Annotated in this window: 13 protein-coding genes; 5 read left to right on the top strand and 8 right to left on the bottom strand. The window is 74.2% G+C overall.

Features of this window, described 5'->3' with window-relative positions:
- Nucleotides 1–159: 159 nt before the first annotated feature.
- The 4 genes from GA0070610_RS10285 to GA0070610_RS10270 all read right to left on the bottom strand — a co-directional run bounded on the left by GA0070610_RS10285 (nt 160) and on the right by GA0070610_RS10270 (nt 3,633).
- Nucleotides 160–1,155, bottom strand: a complete 996-nt coding sequence (locus GA0070610_RS10285; RefSeq protein ID WP_088999818.1) for a DUF1702 family protein — start codon at nt 1,153–1,155, stop codon at nt 160–162.
- 117 nt (nt 1,156–1,272) lie between these two features.
- Nucleotides 1,273–1,911 carry a copper resistance CopC family protein gene (locus GA0070610_RS10280; protein ID WP_088999817.1) on the bottom strand — a complete coding sequence of 213 codons (639 nt, stop codon included), beginning with the start codon at nt 1,909–1,911 and terminating at the stop codon, nt 1,273–1,275.
- On the bottom strand, nt 1,869–2,447 hold the full coding sequence (locus GA0070610_RS10275; protein WP_231926041.1) for a hypothetical protein: 579 nt from the start codon (nt 2,445–2,447) through the stop codon (nt 1,869–1,871). The genes GA0070610_RS10280 and GA0070610_RS10275 overlap by 43 nt, the downstream gene beginning before the upstream one ends.
- Nucleotides 2,448–2,559: 112 nt before the next feature.
- Complete coding sequence (locus GA0070610_RS10270; protein WP_088999816.1) at nt 2,560–3,633, bottom strand: carboxymuconolactone decarboxylase family protein; 1,074 nt, start codon at nt 3,631–3,633, stop codon at nt 2,560–2,562.
- A 190-nt stretch (nt 3,634–3,823) separates the two neighbouring features.
- On the opposite strand from GA0070610_RS10270, the gene GA0070610_RS10265 reads away from it, so the two are divergent.
- The 5 genes from GA0070610_RS10265 (at nt 3,824) to GA0070610_RS10245 (ending at nt 10,296) form a co-directional block, all read left to right on the top strand.
- The gene (locus GA0070610_RS10265) at nt 3,824–4,885 is read left to right on the top strand and encodes an NAD-dependent epimerase/dehydratase family protein (RefSeq protein ID WP_088999815.1); all 1,062 of its coding nucleotides are present in this window, start codon (nt 3,824–3,826) and stop codon (nt 4,883–4,885) included.
- A gap of 329 nt (nt 4,886–5,214) precedes the next feature.
- A complete protein-coding gene (locus GA0070610_RS10260) occupies nt 5,215–5,784 on the top strand; it encodes a DUF5987 family protein (protein WP_088999814.1) in 570 nt (189 codons plus the stop codon).
- Nucleotides 5,781–7,415, top strand: a complete 1,635-nt coding sequence (locus tag GA0070610_RS10255; RefSeq protein ID WP_088999813.1) for an FAD-dependent oxidoreductase — start codon at nt 5,781–5,783, stop codon at nt 7,413–7,415. Before GA0070610_RS10260 ends, GA0070610_RS10255 begins: the two co-directional genes overlap by 4 nt.
- Before the next feature lie 174 nt (nt 7,416–7,589).
- Nucleotides 7,590–8,681: a carboxymuconolactone decarboxylase family protein gene (locus GA0070610_RS10250; protein WP_157747292.1), complete on the top strand. Its 1,092-nt coding sequence runs from the start codon at nt 7,590–7,592 to the stop codon at nt 8,679–8,681.
- Nucleotides 8,665–10,296: a DHA2 family efflux MFS transporter permease subunit gene (locus GA0070610_RS10245; RefSeq protein WP_157747116.1), complete on the top strand. Its 1,632-nt coding sequence runs from the start codon at nt 8,665–8,667 to the stop codon at nt 10,294–10,296. Before GA0070610_RS10250 ends, GA0070610_RS10245 begins: the two co-directional genes overlap by 17 nt.
- 513 nt (nt 10,297–10,809) lie before the next feature.
- Here the strand turns inward: GA0070610_RS10245 and GA0070610_RS10240 are convergent.
- From GA0070610_RS10240 to GA0070610_RS10225, 4 genes are all read right to left on the bottom strand, one after another.
- Nucleotides 10,810–11,994 carry an acyl-CoA dehydrogenase family protein gene (locus GA0070610_RS10240; protein ID WP_088999811.1) on the bottom strand — a complete coding sequence of 395 codons (1,185 nt, stop codon included), beginning with the start codon at nt 11,992–11,994 and terminating at the stop codon, nt 10,810–10,812.
- A 34-nt stretch (nt 11,995–12,028) separates the two neighbouring features.
- A complete protein-coding gene (locus tag GA0070610_RS10235; RefSeq protein ID WP_088999810.1) occupies nt 12,029–13,606 on the bottom strand; it encodes a GMC family oxidoreductase in 1,578 nt (525 codons plus the stop codon).
- 267 nt (nt 13,607–13,873) lie between these two features.
- Nucleotides 13,874–14,677, bottom strand: a complete 804-nt coding sequence (locus GA0070610_RS10230) for a TIGR03084 family metal-binding protein (protein WP_088999809.1) — start codon at nt 14,675–14,677, stop codon at nt 13,874–13,876.
- 223 nt (nt 14,678–14,900) lie between these two features.
- Nucleotides 14,901–15,500: a nitroreductase family protein gene (locus GA0070610_RS10225; protein ID WP_172896661.1), complete on the bottom strand. Its 600-nt coding sequence runs from the start codon at nt 15,498–15,500 to the stop codon at nt 14,901–14,903.
- Between the last annotated feature and the right edge of the window lie 44 nt (nt 15,501–15,544).

The raw sequence follows: 15,544 nt of genomic DNA, 5'->3' as shown, positions 1-15,544 counted from the left end.
ATTTCGATGATGGCAAAAGTGGGAAGGGTTGATTTCTTCACCCTTGCGCATTCATCGCAATTATTCGAGGCGTTCACGGCCGGGGCCGGCGCGGCGGGCGCGACGAGGCCCGGTCCGCGCCGGGGTCGCGTACCGCCGGGCGGACGACGCGGACGGCTCTCAGCGGTCGTGGCCGACGTCGGCCGGCTCGAAGTGCGCGCGGACGTTGCGCCGCCAGACCTCGTACGCGGGCAGCCGCCCGGCGTCCTCCGCGCGGACCGCCACGTCGTCGGCGAGCGCGGCGACGGCGGCCACGGAGCGCCCGCCGAGGGCGTGCATCGCCGCCTCGCTGTGCGCCGGCACGTAGCCGGCGTGGCTGCGGGCCTTGGCGGCGAAGACCGCGCCCTGGGCCAGGTCCGGCGCGCACGGACCGGCGGCGGCGCGCAGCGCGACGAGCGCCTCGGCGTCGGCACCCCCGGCGAAGGTGGCGGCGAGCCCCACCCCGCTCCACAGGTCGCCGTGCCGGTCGGTGGCGAAGGCCCGCACGGCCCCGGCCACGTCGGCGGTGCGGGCGCCGTGGATGAACCACAGCGCCCGCCCGAGGCCCTGGTCCGTGGCCCGCAGGAAGTAGTCGCCGTGGCCCTGCCACGGGTACGCCGCCAGCCGCTCCTGCCGGGTCACCCACCGGTCGAGATCGAAGTAGGCGCGGTCGAACCCGTAGCCGTCGACGGCCAGCCAGGTCATCGTCGGGTGGTACGGGTTGCCCGTGAGGTCGGGCACGACGTGCCGCCAGAAGCGGCGCGGCAGGCGCGCCATCGCGAACCCGATGCCGATGTAGGCGAGGAAGAGATGGGGCGCGCCGGGCCCCCGCAGCAGGTCACGGGTGCGGGTACCGCGCCGGGGCCCCATCACGTCGAGGATGGTGCAGGCCATCGTGGCGCCCTCGTAGGCGAAGCCGAGCAGTTCCCGGTCGACGAGCGCGAGCCGGCGCTCCAGCTCCCACGGGTCGCGGGTGTCGATGCCCCACTCGAATCCGCAGATCACCGACTGCGGCACCGCCTCCAGCCGGCGGGTGACCTCCGTGGCGGGGCCGGGGAAGCCCCGACGCGCGAAGGTGACGTCCGCGAGCGTCGGCGCCATCAGCAGTCGACGTACGGAGCCCAGTACCGTCGGCATGGCAGATCCCCCTGTCGGTACGACGACGCCGGCCCCGGCCGGCGGGTGACTTCATCGTCACCTCGCGCCGGCCGGGGCCGCCTCTTCTGCTGTGCGCTCATCCACCCGCGCCCGGGGTCACGGGCCGGTGACGGGCCCTCTCCCCCGCTGCGGGCGGAGGAACATCAGCAGCAGTGCCACCCCGACGAGGCCCAGGTCCAGCAGGAGGAGCACGCCGTTGATGCCGTCGATCCGGGCGTGGTCGTGGCCGGCGGCCGCCTCCCCGACCGGCGTGGCGACGGGCCCGGCCGGTGCGGCTCCGGGGGTCACGGTGAAGCCGGCCAGGCCGGCGACCTGCCGGCCGTCGGGCAACCGGACGCGGTAGGCGACGCGGTAGGCGCCCGGCCCGGCGTCGCGTACCGGCACGACCAGGCGGCCGTCGCGGACGGCCGGCCTCCTGGTCGAGACGACCGCCCCGGTCGGTCCGGTCACGGCCAGGTGCGGGTCCTCGGCCGACTCGGCCCCGCCGAGCGTGAGCGTCACCTCGGCGGGCGCCGACCCGACGACCGACCCGTCGCCCGGCTGGAGCATCAGCCGCCGGCTCGCGGCCGGGCTGCCGAAGGCCAGCAACGCGACGATCGACAGCACGACACCGGCCGCCACGACGATCGCCGCCCGCTGCACCCTCCCGGCCGGCGCGGGCGGCGCGGGCGGGCGGGCACCGTCCATGGTGGTCATGCCGGCTGCGCGGCGGCCCCGGGCTGCCGGCAGCTGCACGCCATCAGCTCCTCCTCCGCCGCGGAGGGCCGCAGGTGCAGGTACATCGCGATCACCATCGGCACGAAGACGACCGTGTTGTAGAACAGGTGCAGCTCGACCCGGGGGATCACGACCTGGAGCAGGCTGGTGGGCACGGGGCTGCCGAACAGGTGCCGGCCGGTCTGCGCCTGCAACAGCAGCAGCAGGTGCTCGATGTGGTGCCAGAACTGGAGCGCCAGGGCGGCGGTCCACCAGCTCCGGCTGCGCCCGACGAAGCCGGGACGCAGCATCCACAGCCCGACGAGCATCACGATGGCGTAGCCGTAGTGCAGCCACTCGGAGCTGACGAGCCACGGGAACGGCATGCCGAGCACCCCGCGCGCCTCCGGCCGCGACCAACCCAGGCCCCAGATCTGGTACGCCTGCACCAGGTGCTCGGCCCAGTGCGCCAGCACGATCACGAGAAACGCGTTCAGGGCGGCCCGGTGGTGCGTGCCGTTGAGTGCCGCCCAACGCCCGGACGATCCGGGCAGGGTCGCCTGGTAGCTGGTCACGTTGCCTCCTCCAAGGGTGACGGACGCGCGAGAACGCCACGCCCTCACCCAGCGTGTCGACACCGACACGTCGACGCGTCTTCCTGCGTGCTCAGTTCGTGTCGCGGCTCCGTCAGACCGGCTCGGGCGAGCCGGCGGGGGCGTACCAGGCGCCGACGCGGCGGGCCGCGGCGAAGCTGGCCCAGGCGACCGCGTCGACCAGGGCCGCGTCGCCCGGCTGGTGGCGGCGGAACTCGGTGACCACCTCCTCGTCGACCTGGTAGGAGGCGAACGCGGTCAGCAGGGCCAGGCGGCCGGCGGCGCGCTCCGGCTCGGGCAGCGGCGCGATCAACCGCTCGCACCACTGTCGACTCAGGCCGGTCTCCTCCCCCCGCCAGGCGGCCAGACGTTCGACGACCAGCTCCCGCACCGCAGGCGGGACCGCCCGCTCGCCGGCCGCCTCGAACGCCGCGTAGGCGCGGGCCATCGCCCCGGCCACGTGCGGGCTGCCCGCCGCCCAGGCCGCCTCCGCCGGCAGCGGCGCCGGCGGCAGCAGCTCCACCGAGCGACCCGGCTCCCGGGCGTCGCGCAGCGTGCCCTGCAACAACCAGCCGATACCGCGCTTCAGGCGCCGCCGCGCCCGCGGCGTCAACCCGGGCGGGAGCAGGAAGTTGGCGAGGAACACGTTGACCACGCGGGCGACGTAGTGGAAGCCCACCACCACGCCGACCAGCTCCGGGCGGTCCCGCTCCGCGAACGGCAGGACCGGGCGCGCGGTCTGCGGCTGGTGGGCCGTACGAGCCCACTCCGCCGCCTCGCGGATGCGCCGGTCGGTGATCTCGGCGAGCCGGTCGGCCACGATCGCCTCCGCGTCGTGCTCGGTGGAGAGCTCGTAGAGCCCGACGCTGTGCATGTCCACGCAGTACGGGCAGATGTTCGCCACCGACACGGCGGCCGCCACCGCCTCCTTCGTCGCCCGGTCCACGTTCTCCGTCGGCAGCAGCGGCTCCCGCATGACCATCCAGTACGCGGCCAGCACCTCCGGCGACGGGGAGTGCAGCTGCGCCGGCGGCACCACCAGCTGCATCTCCTGCGCCACCTGGGCGTAGACGGCCGCCACCAGGCCCCGCGCGGACCCCTGCGGCACCGGCGTGACGTAGTTGACCTGACGCTGGACCACCGACGAGGCCACCCGACGAGCGATCATGATCTGCCTCCTGCTCTGCGCCGCCGGGCGGTCACGACGACGGCTCCCACGACTGCGGCAATGCCAGTATTGGGAAGGCGGGGGCGCGGGCAACGCGATCGACGCCGGTTGAGCACCCTGGGAGAAGGAGGGGTCGGCGGCGCCCGCGAATGATGGGCGACGACCCAGTCCCCCACCCGCGGGAGTCGCGATGCTGGTCCTGGTAACCGGTGGCACCGGATTCATCGGCTCCCACTCGACGGCGGCCATCCTCGACGCCGGCCACCGGGTCCGGATGCTCGTGCGGGACGCGGCCCGCGCCCGACGGGTGCTGACCGCGTCGGGCGCCGACGCCGGGCGGGTGGAGCTGGTCGTCGGTGACGTCACCGACCCCGCCGACGTCGCCCGGGCCGCCGACGGCTGCGCCGCCGCGCTGCACGCGGCCGGCGTGTACAGCTTCGACTCCCGGGACCGGGCGCGGATGCGGGCGGTCAACCTGCGCGGCACCGAGGTCGTGCTCGGGGCGGCGCGGGCGGCGGGCCTCGACCCGATCGTCCACGTCTCCACCTTCGGCGTGCTGCTGCCGGCCGCGCGCTCGCCGCTGACCGTCGACTCGCCGGTCGGCGCGCCGCGGGAGGCGTACCTGCGCAGCAAGGCCGCCGCCGAGCACGTCGCACGCCGGCACCAGGGCGACGGGGCGCCGGTGGTCGTCACGTACCCGCTCGCCTCGCTCGGGCCCGACGACCCGCACCTGGGCGACCAGACGACGCGGGTACGCAACGTGCTGCGCGGCTTGATGCCGATGTGGCCCACCGGCGGCTTCCCCGTCGGCGACGTGCGGGACGTGGCCCGGCTGCACGCCGCGGTGCTCGAACCGGGGCGCGGCCCCCGCCGCTTCCCGGCCCCCGGCCGGTACGTCACGACCCGCGAGTTCGTCGACGCGCTGCGCCGGGTCACCGGGCGGGCCCTGCCCACCCTGCGGCTGCCGGCGCGGGCCCTGCTGCCGATGGGGCACCTGGTCAGCGCGGCGCAGCGGCTGTCGCCCGTGCACCTGCCCGCCGAGCACGGCGCCATCTACCTGTGCGCCACCGCCCGCCCGATCGACGGCACGCCGACGGAGGAACTGCTCGGGCCGGCGAGCCGGTCGCTGGACGAGACGCTGACCGACACCGTGCGCTGGCTGCACCGGACGGGGCGGCTGAGCCGCCGCCAGGCCGGGCGCGCCGCGCTCCCGGCGACCGCCGCGCCGCACCGGGCCGCCGAACCGGCCTGACCCCCTGCCCGGGACCGGGCCCGGCCGCCGCCACCGCACGTACGACCCGCGCGTGGAAATTGCAGCCCGCCCTTCCCACGCGCAATTTTCCGCCAATCGTCCCGGCCACCGCGACATCGGCCTGAGCAAAACGGAAGATGCGTCCCACCTGCGTCGGTCGCCACGATGATGCAGAACTTCACGCACCATCCACACCGCGCGGAAATCTCCGGGCGACCACCATTTCATTCCTTGATTCCGTCGCTTACCGAGCGGTGGTCAAGGCTGCCCGAAAAACGTCTTGGCGGGACCGGAAACCGACGCGCCCGCCCCAAAAGGAGGTAGCCGCCGTGCAACCGGAGACACCAGAGGAACAGCAGGCGCGCGTGCTGACGCTGGAGGCGTTCGCCGACACCATCATCCCCGGGGCGAAGCGGTCCGCCGACGACCGGGCGATCGCGGGCGTCTCGACCGACGGCGGCGCCGTCGAGTCCGGGGCGCTGGCTCTGATGGAGGACCCGGCCGGCGGGCTGTCGCTGATGCTGGGCACGCTCAGTGAGGCCCTCAACGCGCACGCGAGCGGGTACGCCGAGACGAACGGCCTGACCCTCGATCCGAGCGTGCCGCCCTTCGTCGCGCTCGCGTTCGACCACCGCACCGCGCTGTTGAGCCACCTGCTCGCCCCGGACAACCCGGAGAAGGAGATGTGGGTGGGGCTCGCCCTGTTCAGCAACATGGCCTACGACAGCGCCGCGCACATGAACACCGTCGACGCCCTCGCCGCCGGGCACCCGGGGCTGCTGGCGATCGGCATCACCAAGCCCGACGCCGACGGGCTGTGGCGCTTCCCCGAGTACTCGTACGGACGCCCGCTGTCGCGACTGCACCCGCACACCACGCCCACAGGGAGCCCGGCATGACCAGTAACGCAAGCACCGACGTCGTGGTGATCGGCAGCGGCTTCGGCGGGGCGATCCCCGCCTACCACCTGGCCGCGGGCGGGGCGCGCGTGGTGGTCCTGGAGCGGGGCCCGTGGCTGTCCAGCGAGGAGTTCGACCACGACTTCAAGCTCGGCTCGTCGTACACCCGGATCTTCGACTTCACCGTGGGCGACGGGATGAGCGTGCTCGGCGGCAACTGCGTCGGCGGCGGCAGCGTCGTCTACTTCGCCACCATGCCGCGCGCGCCCCGGTTCATCTTCGAGCGGCAGGGCAGCATCGGCCGCCGGATGTGGCCGGCGGCCATCACCCGCGCCACGCTCGACCCCTGGTACGACCGGGTCTGCGAGTCGCTGCCGGTGACCATGCAGAGCTGGGACAAGGTGCCGTACGCCGGCGGCCTGTTCGCGGCGGCCTGCGCGCACGCCGGGCGTACGGCCAACCCGGTGCCGTCGGCGGTGGACGTCGACAAGTGCACCAACTGCAACTGGATGATGGCCGGGTGCCGCTTCGACGCGAAGCGCTCCCTGCTGCTCAACTACCTGCCGGCGGCCCTGGCACACGGCGCCGAGATCCGGCCGCTGCACGAGGTGCAGCACCTCTCCCGCACCGACGACGGCGGGTACCGGGTGCACTACCGCATCGTCGACGCGGAGGACTACCGGATCCTGCACGACAGCGGGACGATCGACGCCAAGATCGTCATCGTGGCCGCCGGGGCCGGGGCCACCCCGGTGATCCTGCAACGCTCGGAGCCCACCCTGGGCACCATGCCCACCGCCGTCGGTCGGTACTTCTCCGGCAACGGGGAGCGGCTCAACACGGCCGTCTTCGACGACGACCGGGTCCGGGAGGTGCTCGGGCTCAGCCGCCCCGACGGAAAGGGCTACGACGCCAACCAGATCGGCCGCGGGCCGACGGTGGCGACGTGGGACCGGCTCGACCCGGACCTGCCCGAGTACGAGCGGTACTCGCTGGAACAGCTCTTCTTCCCGCTGGGGCTGGGCACGATCCTCGCCCAGGTGCCCGACGCGCAGGGCCCGAGCTGGTTCGGCCTGGCCAAGAAGGACATGCTGCGCCGCTGGCAGTCGTGGCTGACGCTGTTCACGATGTCGGAGGACGACAACGAGGGCGTCTTCGGGCCGCCGCCGGCGACCGGCAACGCGGACCGCATCTCCCAGCAGATGCTGGGCCGGGGTCCGTTGCGCTACCGGCCCACCGCCAACACGCTGCGGGGCTGGGCCGCCGCCGACGCGGACGCCCGGGACATCCTGGAGCGCGACGGGCTGGCCCGGGTGATGCCGTGGACCAACGACGTGGTCGGCGCGTACACGGTGCACCCGCTGTCGTCCTGCCGGATCGGCGACGACCCGGCGACGTCGGCCCTCGACGACCGGCACGAGCTGCGCCAGCACCCCGGCATCTTCGTCACCGACGGCTCGGCGGTGCCGGGCGCGCTCACCGTCAACCCGGCCCTCACCATCGCCGCGCTGGCCGAACGCGCCGTGCCCGGCATCGTCCGGGCGGCGCAGGAGCGGGGCGTGCCGGTCACCTACCACGGCTCGCTGCCCGACGGGACGGTCACCGCGGTGCCCCAGGTCGTACCCGGTTAGGGCGGGTGTCGAAGTCCTCGGGCGCCGCCTGGGTCCGCCGCAGGCCGGCCAGGGACTTCGACACCCGCCCTACGTCCAGAACGGGCCGGGGGCGCGCCCCGCCCCCGGCCCCGGCCCGCCCGACCAGGAAGGAAACCGATGGGCAGGCGACTGGCTCGGGTGACGAGCCGCACCATGCTGACCCACGTCCGGCACGTGACGCCGGTCGCCCCGGACGCCGCCGACGGGCCCGTCGCGCGGGTCTACGGGCAGATGGCCGACGACTTCGGCGTCCTCGCGCCCCCGGTGCTGCTGCACTCCCCCGCCCCCGACGTGCTGCGCGCGTGCTGGCTGATGCTGCGCGAGACGCTGCTCGCCGAGGGGCTGGTCGGCCGCGACGCGAAGGAGGTGGTCGCCGCCGCCGTCTCCGAGAGCAACCGGTGCCCGTACTGCGTGGAGGTGCACGGCGCGACGGCGGCGGGGCTGCTGGGCGACGCGGGCGGGTGGCTGACGGCCGGGGTCGGCGGGATCGGCGACCCCCGGCTGCGGGCCCTGGCCGACTGGGCCCGGCACAGCGGGGACGACGACCTCGCGCGCCGCCGGCCCCCGCCGTTCCCCGCCGAGCACGGACCGGAACTGATCGGCGTGGCGGTGGCCTTCCACTACCTGAACCGGATGGTGAGCGTCTTCCTCCAGGACTCCCCGTTGCCGCCCACGCCGGCCGGGGTCCGCGCCGGCCTCCGGCGCACGGCCGCCCGCATCATGGGGGCGCTGGCCCGCACCGGCCGGCCCCCCGGTCGTTCCCTGGAGCTGCTGCCGCCCGCGCCGCCGGAGGCCGACCTGGCCTGGGCCCTCGGGCAGCCGCACGTGGCCGCCGCCTTCGCCCGGGCCGGCCAGGCCGTTCGTCGCGCCGGCGCGGCCGCCCTGCCGGAGCACGTCCGGCGGCGGGTCCTGGCCTGCGTGGCCGACCCGCCGCCCCCGGAGCCGGGCGGGCGGTGGTTCGACGCCGTGGTCGCCGAGCTGTCGCCGCCCGAGCGACCCGCCGCCCGGTTGGCGCTGCTGACCGCGCTCGCGCCGTACCGGGTCACCGACGCCGACGTCGCCGCCTGTCGCGACGGCGGCGCCGACGACGCCGCGCTGCTCGCGATCACGGCCTGGGCGAGCCTGGCCGCGGCCCGCCGGATCGGGGCGCGGCTGTACGGTGGCGGCCTCGGGCCGCCCCCGGCCGGCGTGCCCGGCGCCGACGCCGCCGTCGGGGAGGAGGCCTCGCGTGCGGGCGAGGCGTGACCCGGGGCGGGCCGTCGACCCGGTGACGCCGCCGCGGGCGAGGCCCGGCAACCCGTGGGCGGCCCTGCTGGTGCTGTGCCTCGGCAACTTCCTGATCCTGCTCGACACGAGCATCGTCAACACGGCCGTGCCGGACATGATGCGGTCCCTCGACACCGGCATCGACAGCATGCTCTGGGTGCTCAACGGCTACCTGCTGGCGTTGGCGTCGTTGCTGATCGTCGCCGGGCGCCTCGGCGACCTGTTCGGTCCGCGTACCGTCTTCATGGCCGGCATGGCGGTGTTCGCGGTGGCCTCGGTGCTCTGCGGCGCCGCCCAGTCACCGGGGCAGCTCATCGCCGCGCGGGTGGTGCAGGGCGTGGGCGCCGCCGCGCTGCTGCCGCAGGCGCTGGTCCTGATCTCCGGCATCTTCCCGGCTTCGCGGCGGGGCGCCGCCTTCGGGATCTTCACCGCCGTCGCCGGCGTGGCCGCCGTCAGCGGCCCCACCCTCGGCGGCCTCGTGATCACCCGGCTCGGCTGGGAGTGGATCTTCTATCTCAACGTGCCACTCAGCGCGGCGGGCGTCGCCCTGGCCTGGTGGCTCGTGCCCGACCTGCGTACCCGCCGGCCGCGTCACCTCGACGTGGTCGGCGTGCTCCTGGCCACGGCCGCGCTGGTGGGCCTCATGTACGCCCTCATCGAGGGCGAACGGCACGACTGGGGCACGGTACGCGGGCCCGTCGGCATCCCGGCGATCCTGGTCGCCACGGCGGTGTGCGCGGTGGTGTTCGCGCTGCGCGAGCGCCGGCAGCGGGAGCCGCTCGTCCCGCCCGCGCTGTTCCGCCTCGCCAACTTCGGTCCGGCGACGGTGATCACGCTCGTCAGCTCCTTCGGGCTGTACGGCTTCCTGCTGGTCTTCGTCATCGAGACGCAGGCGCTGCTCGGCATGAGCCCGCTGGAGTCGGGACTCGCCGCGCTGCCGTGGACGGTGGTGCTCAGCGCCGTCGCGCCGGTCGCCGGGCGGCTCACCGACCGCCTCGGCGGCCGGCGGCTGCTCGCCGGCGGGCTCACCGTGTACGCGCTCGGCGTGCTGGGCATGGCGCTGCTGGTCACGCCGCACTCCACGGCCGGCACGTTCGTCGTGCCGCTGATCGCCGTCGGCGTCGGCATGGGGGCGTCCATCGCGCCGACCACCACCGAGGCCATGCGCCACGTCCCCGCCCACCTGGCCGGCGCCGCCGCGGGCGTGCTCAACACGGCGCGCCAGGTCGGCGGGGCGCTCGGCGCGGCGGTCGTCGGCGCCGTCCTGCAACACCGGCTGGCCGACGCCCTGCCCGAGGCCGCCCGGGCGGGCGCGGCGCAGCTGCCTCCCGAGGCCCGGGCGGACTTCCTGCACGGATTCGGCGTGGCCGCCGGCGAGGGCGTCAAGCTGGGCGCCGGCCAGGCCGGCGGTTTCGTCGTGCCGGCCGGGACCCCGCCGGAGCTCGCCGACCGGTACCGGGAGGTGGCGCAGGCCGCCTTCGCCGACGCCTTCCTGCCGGCCGTGCGGCCGGCGCTGGGCGTGGTGGTGGGCGTCCTGCTGCTCGGCGGCCTGTTCGCGCTGCGGCTGCGACGGTCGCCATCTCACCAGGTATGACCTCCGGTCGCGGCGAGCCGCGGCCGGCCGGGAACTGTCAGGGAGAACCGTCGGGCCGGGAGCCCGACGGTTCTTCCCGTCGTGAGGTCGAGCCCGCGCAGGGCGGGAGGCGTGGCCGTCCCCAAGCGCGCGACGTCGCGCAGCACGCCCTTTCACGGTGGCGCTGTCTGACGCGGCGGTCGACGAATCGTCGGGGCGGAAATGGCGCACGGGACGGCGTTTCCGGGGTCCGGTCCGCCGTCGCGCGAAACCGGCCGGCCCCACCCGGTCACGCGAATCCCCGCCGCTTCGCGCACGGATCGGGCCAGCCGTCGTCGCTGAGCCGGAAGAGGGCCGCGGGCGCGGTCTCCGGCCGCCTCTCCGACCGCTTCCAGGGGCGCACGCAAAGGGCGCCCGCCGGACCCGGACGACGGGTTCGGGGGGCGCACCGCAGCGGACCCGACACGAGCGGCGCGGGCGCGGCGGACCTCGTCGTCCGCCGCGCCCGCGCCATGCACCCGGCGGGCCCGTGCGTCAGATGTACGGCGAGTTGGGCTCCAGGCCGCAGAGGACCCGGCCGTACAGCTCGTAGTTGGTCTCCGGCAGCATCAGCGCGTGCATGTTGACGACCTGCACGTCGCGGGCGATGCGCTGGATCGGCACGCTGTTGTAGATGGACGAGCCGCCGCTGGCCATGTTGAAGATGTCCACGGCCTCCTTGCCGAGCTGGCAGACGGCGCCGACGTCGGCCCGGGAACGGGCCCGCTCCTCCAGGGTCAGGGACTCGCCGGACAGGCCCTTGTCGTCGACCAGCCCGGTGACCCGGTGGGCGTGGAACTCCGCCTGGTCGATCTTCATGACGGCCTCGGCGACCCGGAGATGGGTGATCGGGGCCTCGCGCTGGCTGTCGTACTCGGTGTAGGTGATCTTCCGGCCAGGCAGCCGCTCGAAGAAGACCTCCCGGGCCGCCCTGGCCAGCCCGACCACGGTGCCGACCGAGGAGGCGGCGGCCACGCCGAGCAGCGTCGTGCGGTACATCGGCAGGTCGGCGTTCAGGACGGAGGCGTACTGGTTCTGCAGGACCGCCGGCAGCGGCAGCGCCCGCTCCTGGGGCACGAAGACGTCCCGGGCGACGGTGGTGACGCTGCCCGAGCCGCGCATGCCGGCCGTGTACCAGTCGTCGACGATCTCCAGGTCCGACATCGGCACCAGCGCCATCACCGGCCAGAGCCCGGCGCCGTCCGGAGTCGGCGCCATGGCGATGATCTCCTGCCAGTGGCTGTGCTGGGCGCCGCTGATGAAGCCCCACTGACCGTTGACCACCAGGCCGCCCTCCTTGGGGGTGGCCATCGCGGACGGGCTCAGCGTGCCGCACACCCGGACGTCGGGCGTGGCGTGGACCTCGTCCTGGACCTCGTCCGGGAACATGCCCACCATCCAGCCGGGGATCGTCCAGACCGACATGGTCCAGCCGACCGAGCCGTCACCGCGGGCCAGTTCTGCGGTGACCTCCGCCTGCGTACGGGTGTCGGACTCGTATCCGCCGTACCGGGTGGGCACCCGCATCTTGAAGAAGCCGGCCTCCGCCATCGCGTCGACCACCTCGTCGTGCAGGCGCCGATTCTCCTCCGACCAACCGGCGTGCTTTCGCAGCAGCGGCACCAGATCGGTGGCCCGCTTGACCAGTTCGGTCCTGGACGGTGCTTGGGTGACCTCCACCCGGTCCTCCTTCGAGATAGTCGTGTCGTTACGGTCAGGCCGCGAGCGCGGCCGTGTTCACGGGCAGCGGCGGGGCCCCGCTGATCAGGTCTGCCGCCTTCTCGGCGATGGCCATCACCGCGGCGTTCGGGTTGCCGCGGATCAGCGTCGGCATGACCGAGGCGTCGACCACCCGCAGCCCCTCCACGCCGCGCACCCGCAGGTCGGCGTCGACGACCGTGCCCATGGCACAGGTGCCGGCCGGGTGGTAGATGGAGTGCGCGTACTGACGGACGTAGGTGCGCAGGTCGTCGTCCGACTCCGACGCAGGCGGCTGGTACGCCGCCTCCGTGTAGGGCTTCAGGGCCGGCTGCCGCGAGATCTCCAACCCGATGCGCACACCGTCGATCGCGACCCGCATGTCGGCCTCGTCCGCGAAGTAGTTGTGCACGATCTTCGGCTTCGCCGTCGGGTCGTCGGAGGCCAGGGTCACGTAGCCCCGGCTACGCGGGGTGAGGATCGACGGACCGTACGAGAAGGCGTGGTGGGTCGGCGTGCCGAGGCCGCTGTCGGCGAACATGACGGGCGCTCCCAGGTACTCCACGTCGGGAGCCGGCAGGTCGTCCCGGGTCCGGGCGAACCCGCCGGACTCCGGGCCGTTGGACGTCAGCGGTCCCGTGCCCTCCGCCATGAACTGCTCCACGTTGGCCGGTGCGCCGGCGACGAGCAGGCTGATCGGGTGGGAGTGCGTGAAGATCAGCGGCACCAGGGCGTGGTCCTGGAGCCCCTGGCCCACCGCGGGCTGGTCGAGCACGACCGGCATGCCGAGCGCGGCCAGCAGGTCGGCGGGACCGACGCCGGAGTGCATCAGCAGGTGCGGGCTGTTGTAGGCCCCGCCGGCGAGGATCACCTCGCGTTCCGCCCGGACCGTGATCTCGTCGTCCAGGCGCTGACCGACGACCCCCACGGCCCGCCCGTGGTCGAACAGGACCCGGTGCACCTGCAGGTTCGTCTCGACCGTCAGGTTCGGCCGGTCGAGCGCCGGGTGCAGGAACGCGGTGGCGGCGCTCGCGCGGCGGCCGTCCCGCTGGGTGACCTGGAAGAACCCGAACCCGTCCTGCTCGGCCCCGTTGAAGTCCGGGTTGACGGCGTGCCCGGCCTCGGCCGCGGCCTCCACGAAGGCCTTCGACATCGGGTTCTTCGCCCGGCCCTCGGAGACGGCGAGGGGGCCGCCGACCCCGTGGTACGTCGACTCGCCCCGCTCGTTGTCCTCCGAGCGCTTGAAGTACGGCAGCAGCTCGTCGAAGCTCCAGCCCGGCTGCCGCCAGCCGTCGAAGTCGAGCCGGTTCCCCCGGATGTAGATCATCGTGTTGATCGAGCTGGTGCCGCCGAGCACCCGCCCGCGCGGGAGGTAGACGCGACGGCGGTCGAGGAACGGCTCGTCGTGCGTGTCGTAGTCCCAGTCGAGGCGGGTGCGGAAGAGCTTGCCGAAGGCGGCCGGAATGTGAATGTTCGGCGCGTTGTCCGCCGGCCCCGCCTCGATGAGGCAGACCGTCACCTCCGGATTCTCGCTCAATCGCGCCGCGAGCACACACCCGGCGGTTCCTCCGCCGACGACGACATAGTCGTACATTCACTCCTCCTTAGAATGCGCTGGGTCAAGGATGAGCCGACGGGCCGCCGAGTTCGCCTCCGAGAATGCTTTCCTGCGGGACGTCCGTCCGACCGAGTTGCCTTGTTCCGGCCCGGTCGGCGATTCGAAAATGAGGCGGCGGGACGGCCACGTCGGCAACGGCGGCGACGATCGGTCGCCGTTGCGGCGGGCGTCGTCGAGGACCCGTCGTCGCCCCGGACCGGGACGGCCGGGGCGACGTTGGCGGACTGCCGGGACGGGAGGCGGTCAGCGACCGGCCAGGGCGAACTGGCCGGGGGCACGACCGGCCCCGGCCGGTCCCCGGTACGCCTGGGCGATGTCCAGCCAGTGGTCGGCCAGCGTGCCGGAGGCGGTGAGGCGGAGGTCGTCGCGGTGCCGGCGCCGCGTGACCAGCAGGCAGAAGTCGTGGGCCGGGCCGGTGATCCGCTGCTCGGCGTCGAGCGGCCCGAAGTCCCACCGGGCCCCGGACGGGGCGGTCAGCTCGAAGCGGAACTCCTCGTCCGGCGGCGTCAGGCCCCGGGCCAGGTAACCGAAGTCCCAGACCCGCACGGCGAACGCGACGAGGTGGCGGATCCGGTCGGTGACCTGGCGGCGCACGCCCAGCGTGTCGGCGATGTCCTGACCGTGCCCAAACAGCTCCATCATCCCGGCGCTGGCGAGGACCGCGGGCGGCAGCGGATTGACCAGCCAGGGCACCATCTGCTTCGGCGGTACGGCGGCGAGGGCCTCGATCGCCTTGTCGCGCTCGGCCCGCCACCGGGTCAGCAGCACCTCCGGCGGGTCGGCCAGGAATTCGGCCAACGCCTGCTGCACGTTGGCGTCGAAGTCGGCGCCGAGCTGCGAGAGCATCGCGGTGAACCGGGCCGGGGCGCCGGCGGCGAGCCCGGCGAGGCGGAACGTGGCGGCGAGGTGGGCCACCTGGTGGCTGATCGTCCAGCCGGGGGCGGGCGTCGGCAGCGCCCAGCCGTCGGCGTCGAGGCCGGCGACGAGGCTGTCGAACTCTTCGCCGTCCGCCGTCAGGGCGGCTATCACGTTCGGGGAGGCGGTCACGTCTCTGTCCTTCCTGAGGGGCCAGACGAGGAGTGCGCGGCACCGCGAGCCGCCACGGTGGTCGCAGGCTGCCGGTGGATGTCCGCTCGCCGCTCGGGACGGATGACTCACTCATCCGGTCCGGCACGGGGCCGTCGTACGCCCGTCCGGCGACGTGCCTCCACTATGTGGCCCGGGTCCGCCGGGCGTCTTCTCCCGCCGTGCGGTGCCGCCGGTCCGGCCGTCACCGCCGGATCAGCACCTCCGGCAGCGGCTTGCGGACCAGGTCCGGCACCGTCGCGTCGGGCGCCGGGTAGCCGACCGGCATGACCAGGTACGGACGTTCCTCCGGCGGCCGTTCGCACACCTCGTTGAGGAAGCGCATCGGGCTCGGCGTGTGCGTCAGGGTGGCCAGGCCGGCGTGGTGCAGTGCCGTGATCAGCACGCCGACGGCGATGCCCACGGATTCCTTGACGTAGTAGGGCTTCGGGGTGCGGGGGCCCTGGTGCACCTCGAACACCACGATCACGACCGGCGCCACCTCCAGGAAGGGCTTGTGCCAGTCCGTACCGATCGGGGCGAGCGCCTCCAGCCACTGCGCCGACGCGCGCCGGGCGTAGAACTCGCGCTCCTCGGCCTCGGCGGCCTCCCGCAGCCGGCGCTTGCGGGCCGCGTCGGTGACCACGACGAACCGCCACGGTTGCAGGTTGGCGCCGCTCGGCGCGGTCGCCGCCGCGCGGATCGCCTCCTCGACCACCTCCAACGGCACCGGCCGTGGCGAGAAGTGCCGGATGGAGCGCCTGGCGGCCATCCGGTCGGCGAAGGTGCGTGCGGTGCGCACCATGTCGCCCGAGGTCTGCGAGTCGGATTCCAGGTCACCGGTCGTTT

Source organism: Micromonospora echinofusca, from assembly GCF_900091445.1.
Lineage (GTDB): Bacteria > Actinomycetota > Actinomycetes > Mycobacteriales > Micromonosporaceae > Micromonospora > Micromonospora echinofusca.
This window is presented reverse-complemented; position numbering and strand designations above follow the sequence as displayed.